We start from the raw sequence: 4057 nt of genomic DNA on the forward strand, positions 1-4057 counted from the left end.
ATCAAGATCCAGTAAAGCAGCACATGCGCTGTAAACATACCCTTCAATGGTATCATGTACGCCATGGTATATCAAAAGCCATCCATATTCGGTTTCTATGGGGGGACACCCTCCTCCAATATAGCTTACTTCATGCTCATATAAGGGAGATAATACAATATGTTCTTTAAAGTGAAGGAAATAGTTTTTCCAGAAATCAGGATTCATATCTTCAATGTTTTCCATACCTGCAATTTGGATATCAGGTCTTATGCGATGAAGAAAATAAAGCTTACCGTTAATTCTTCTTGGGAAAAATATTACATTTTTATCCCACAGGAAGAGCTCTTTATCCTTTTTATGAGTAGGCGGAAGTTTGTTGAAACGTCTGTACTTTTCTCCTATTTCACCTTGAGATTCTGCTAAAAGCTTAAACTTTTTGTATGGAATTTTTGGTACAATGATTCCCAGCTTTTGCCATGATATAAGATCCTCAGATACGGCAAGTGTTCCCAGTGCATTAATCCCGTCATAGCTAGTATAGGTAAGATAAAACAAATGATCGATTTTTACAATTCTTGGATCTTCAACACCATGTTTTTCGTATTCAAACTCGGGGATGATAACCGGATTGCTGAGCCGTGTTTCTATAGTCTTATAATCTGATAGTATACAGTATCCGATACTGGAGAAATTATTCTTGGCAAGAGCCCTGTACAATAAATGTATTTTTCCATTATCCTGAATGACTGCAGGGTTTAAAACACCCTCAATCTCAAAGTCTAATGTCGTTTTTCTGAGTATAATTCCATCTTTTTTCAAGGATACCATTTAGTTGCCGGTATTTCGAGATTCGGTTTCCCTGTCTCTTCGTTTATTCATCTTATCTTCCCGTTTCTCTTTTGCGGATTTTGCGGGTGGAGTTTTATTAGATTTCTTTTTTCCGTCTCTTTCTTTTGACATTGTTAAATATTTTTTGTTAATTGTAAATTTCAATCATTAAAAAAGGAATGCTTTGCAATTGTCTTTCAATTTGTTGTATAAATCATAGATATTTCCGATTTAATAGATTAACTTTGAGTAAATATCTGTTAATGAAATAATTGGCAGTATAAATAGTAAGGGAGATGAAGTTGTATATAAAATATATGGTAAGCTTGCGCTGCAAAATGGTTGTCCATCAGGAATTGGAAAGGATGGGTATTAAAAATGCTATTGTAGATTTGGGAACTATAGAATTGTTGGATGATATCGGTGCAGCACAAAAACAAATTCTAAAAGAAAATTTACTTAAAACAGGACTTGAAGTATTAGATGATAAAAAAAGTATCCTGATAGAGAAAATAAAAAATGTAGTGATAGAAATGATTCATTATTCAGATGAACTCCCAAAAGAAAATTTTTCAGATTATGTAAGTGAAAAATTAGGATATGATTATACTTATCTGGCCAATACCTTTTCTGAAGTGAAAGGAATGACACTTCAGCATTTTATCATTATTAATAAAGTAGAAAAAGTAAAAGAATTACTATTGTATGATGAACTCAATCTTACCGAAATCTCTTATAAACTCAATTACAGCAGTGTAGCCCATCTCTCTAACCAGTTTAAAAAGACTACGGGGCTTTCCCCTTCATTTTACAAACAATTGAAACAAAGACGCCTTGGAAATCTGGAAGACTTATAAAAAGTGGGATATATATATAAATATTTCGGATATATAGCTTAGTATATACTGAAACGGCCATCTTTGTATCATAATAATCAGGAATTCATTAAGTCCATTAAAGTTTACATCAACATACAGCAGTGCAATTTTAGAATGGAAAATAGAGTGAGTAGATGATGTAAGTGAGACACTACCGAAATTTCAATCTGTATTGAAAAGTGCTGTACATGCTAAGGTCTTAACTTAAGATTATTATTAGTTTTATATTCATTGATCTTATCCTCAAAATCAAGCTTGATTAGCTCCCAATATTTTTCTTTTAAACAAATGGGATCGAATTCCTGATCCGCTAATTCAAAGTTTATAAAATTAGATAGAAGGTGTTTTTTTTCATGCGTAAAAGGATATCTTTTTTCATGCACCTGTATCATTTCCTCTATTGAATATTGTTCAAATAGATGATGCAAATCCCAAAAATCTTTTTTCCTACCATTTCTTTGTACAACATCCAACTTCATGGCAACAATATCATCTAGACTAGCTAGTCTTATACTATCTTCTACAACAGGAGCTTTAATAAATGAATCGGTGTAGAAAACGTCTAATTTTATACTGTTATTTTTATCTGTTCCAATAGAATAAGACTTTCCAAAAGATACCATGCTTGAAAAATAGTCAACATATTCAAAATTATTTTTCAGAAAAGCTTCTAATTTTTCAAAATCAATACTTCCGTATTCAGCATCACTAAATAGGTCAATATCAATAGACATTCTGTGTCCTAAATATAAGCTCAATGCTGTACCTCCCACTAAAATAAAAGATTGAAACTCTTCAGATTTCATTAAAACTTCCAAAGATGATTTTAGTAAGGGGGAAACAGTGTTGTAATAAAGCATTATATATTGGGGGTGTTAAGTGTCATTGGAGATGTTGTTTCTTGAGATAAAACACATTGAACATATGCTTTGCCATAAAATCTTTCAATCTCTCTTCGCTCTTCGTCATTTCCTCTTTCGAAAACTCTTCTAATCACCGCATTTTTCATTTTAACCCAATTTATCTTTGAAATATCGGTATCCCAAAATAATGATTTCCTCAATATGTTGATATTGGGTTTATCGTCGTCATTTAAGTTTTGGGTTTTTTGGATATCATAAAGAGCTTGTAAAACCAAAAAATATTCTGGCGAAACCTCTAATTCTTCACCTAATTTTATAGAAAGAGCAGGTGTAATCCTTCTTTTTTCTTTCATGATAGCGTTTAGCGTTTGAGAATGTTCTCCTATTTTTGAAGAAAATTCGTTTGCTTTACGATGATTTCGTTTTAGCTCTCTTCGTAATATAATGCCAGGATGTATGCCTTTTATTTTTAATATATCGGGTAGCATAATTTGTTAATTATAATCAAATATACAAAAAATAAACAATATTGTTTATTTTAATGATCTTTTATTTCAAAATAGGTTTATTTATAGAAATAGGAGCGCATCAAAAAGTGTGGGGCAGTTTCTCAACAGACCGCAATATTAGGATCTTTATACTTTCCAATTGGGGAGGCCTTAAAAAAAATGAGAGCCTTTTGGGATGATAGCCAGGGGCTTTTAGTAAATTTTTATTTGCCACACACTTTTTGATGCTCCTTGATGCATAATTAAAATATCAATAAACGGGAAAGAAAAAATGGTATAAGAAAACTCATACCATTTAAATGAACTGCGAAATTTTAAATAAAATTATTCTTTAAGGGATAATGAGACACCATGACTTGGCTCATTACCAAAACCGTCATTCTATTTAACTATTTAGAAAAACCGAATTACTATTTATTATTTTAGCTTTCTTGATCTAATCCTGTTTAATTATAGGCGTTCGTAACTAAATCTTTATAATTAGGAGGAATTGGAACTTCCTTATCATTGCTATCAAAGCATTTCTGAGGAATAGCATTTCTATTTACCTTAAAAAAAAGAAAATCATGCCACCACACACCTTCTGTTAGGCATTTAAGTCCATTTGATAATATGGCCATCCCAAGAGAAGCCTTTTTTGGGGATAAATGATCTTCTAATGGAATCCTCTCTTTTATAGGATTACTTTTCATAAGAGAAGCTGCATTTGTATATACTCCCAGCAAAAGAATAACAAATAAGGTTACTTTTTTCATAATTTAATTTTATAATTTAAATACAGATACATAGATAAGAAAAAATTTTTGAGGTTTAACTATAATAATTCCCATTTTTGTGAAAAATAATAACTCATTGTCCACTTTCGATAGATCCAATCCTTAAGCACTATATTTTCCGTTTCGCCAGCTAACCTCTCTATATAGTAATTTCTTTATCTTTTTATATTAATTAATTATTATGATTAAAAAACCCTCCTTTGGAATGAATCTTGCATTTA

6 protein-coding genes are annotated in these 4057 nt (G+C 31.2%); 1 reads left to right on the plus strand and 5 read right to left on the minus strand.

All coding sequences use genetic code 11. The annotated features are described in order from the left end of the window. Window positions 1–810: glycoside hydrolase family 130 protein (locus CHRY9293_RS18205; RefSeq protein WP_162034276.1), on the minus strand; the 810-nt coding region annotated here is incomplete at its 3' end. Beyond that, a complete protein-coding gene (locus CHRY9293_RS18910; protein WP_262887576.1) occupies window positions 811–942 on the minus strand; it encodes a hypothetical protein in 132 nt (43 codons plus the stop codon). A gap of 164 nt (window positions 943–1106) precedes the next feature. On the opposite strand from CHRY9293_RS18910, the gene CHRY9293_RS18210 reads away from it, so the two are divergent. After that, window positions 1107–1667, plus strand: coding sequence for a helix-turn-helix domain-containing protein (locus tag CHRY9293_RS18210; protein WP_228455595.1), 561 nt, complete (start codon window positions 1107–1109; stop codon window positions 1665–1667). Window positions 1668–1879: 212 nt separating this feature from the next. Here the strand turns inward: CHRY9293_RS18210 and CHRY9293_RS18215 are convergent, their stop codons facing one another. From CHRY9293_RS18215 to CHRY9293_RS18225, 3 genes are all read right to left on the minus strand, one after another. Further along, a complete protein-coding gene (locus CHRY9293_RS18215; protein WP_162034277.1) occupies window positions 1880–2548 on the minus strand; it encodes a nucleotidyl transferase AbiEii/AbiGii toxin family protein in 669 nt (222 codons plus the stop codon). Beyond that, window positions 2548–3039, minus strand: coding sequence for a helix-turn-helix transcriptional regulator (locus CHRY9293_RS18220; RefSeq protein ID WP_162034278.1), 492 nt, complete (start codon window positions 3037–3039; stop codon window positions 2548–2550). Before CHRY9293_RS18220 ends, CHRY9293_RS18215 begins: the two co-directional genes overlap by 1 nt. A 467-nt stretch (window positions 3040–3506) precedes the next feature. Continuing rightward, complete coding sequence (locus CHRY9293_RS18225; protein ID WP_162034279.1) at window positions 3507–3815, minus strand: hypothetical protein; 309 nt, start codon at window positions 3813–3815, stop codon at window positions 3507–3509. Between the last annotated feature and the right edge of the window lie 242 nt (window positions 3816–4057).

This window comes from Chryseobacterium potabilaquae, assembly GCF_902728265.1.
Lineage (GTDB): Bacteria > Bacteroidota > Bacteroidia > Flavobacteriales > Weeksellaceae > Chryseobacterium > Chryseobacterium potabilaquae.

Excerpts from the sequence above, each read along its gene's own strand:
- CHRY9293_RS18910 (WP_262887576.1), bottom strand. The coding sequence starts at position 942 with ATGTCAAAAGAAAGAGACGGAAAAAAGAAATCTAATAAAACTCCACCC.
- CHRY9293_RS18225 (WP_162034279.1), bottom strand. The coding sequence starts at position 3,815 with ATGAAAAAAGTAACCTTATTTGTTATTCTTTTGCTGGGAGTATATACA.
- CHRY9293_RS18210 (WP_228455595.1), top strand. The coding sequence starts at position 1,107 with ATGAAGTTGTATATAAAATATATGGTAAGCTTGCGCTGCAAAATGGTT.
- CHRY9293_RS18220 (WP_162034278.1), bottom strand. The coding sequence starts at position 3,039 with ATGCTACCCGATATATTAAAAATAAAAGGCATACATCCTGGCATTATA.
- CHRY9293_RS18215 (WP_162034277.1), bottom strand. The coding sequence starts at position 2,548 with ATGCTTTATTACAACACTGTTTCCCCCTTACTAAAATCATCTTTGGAA.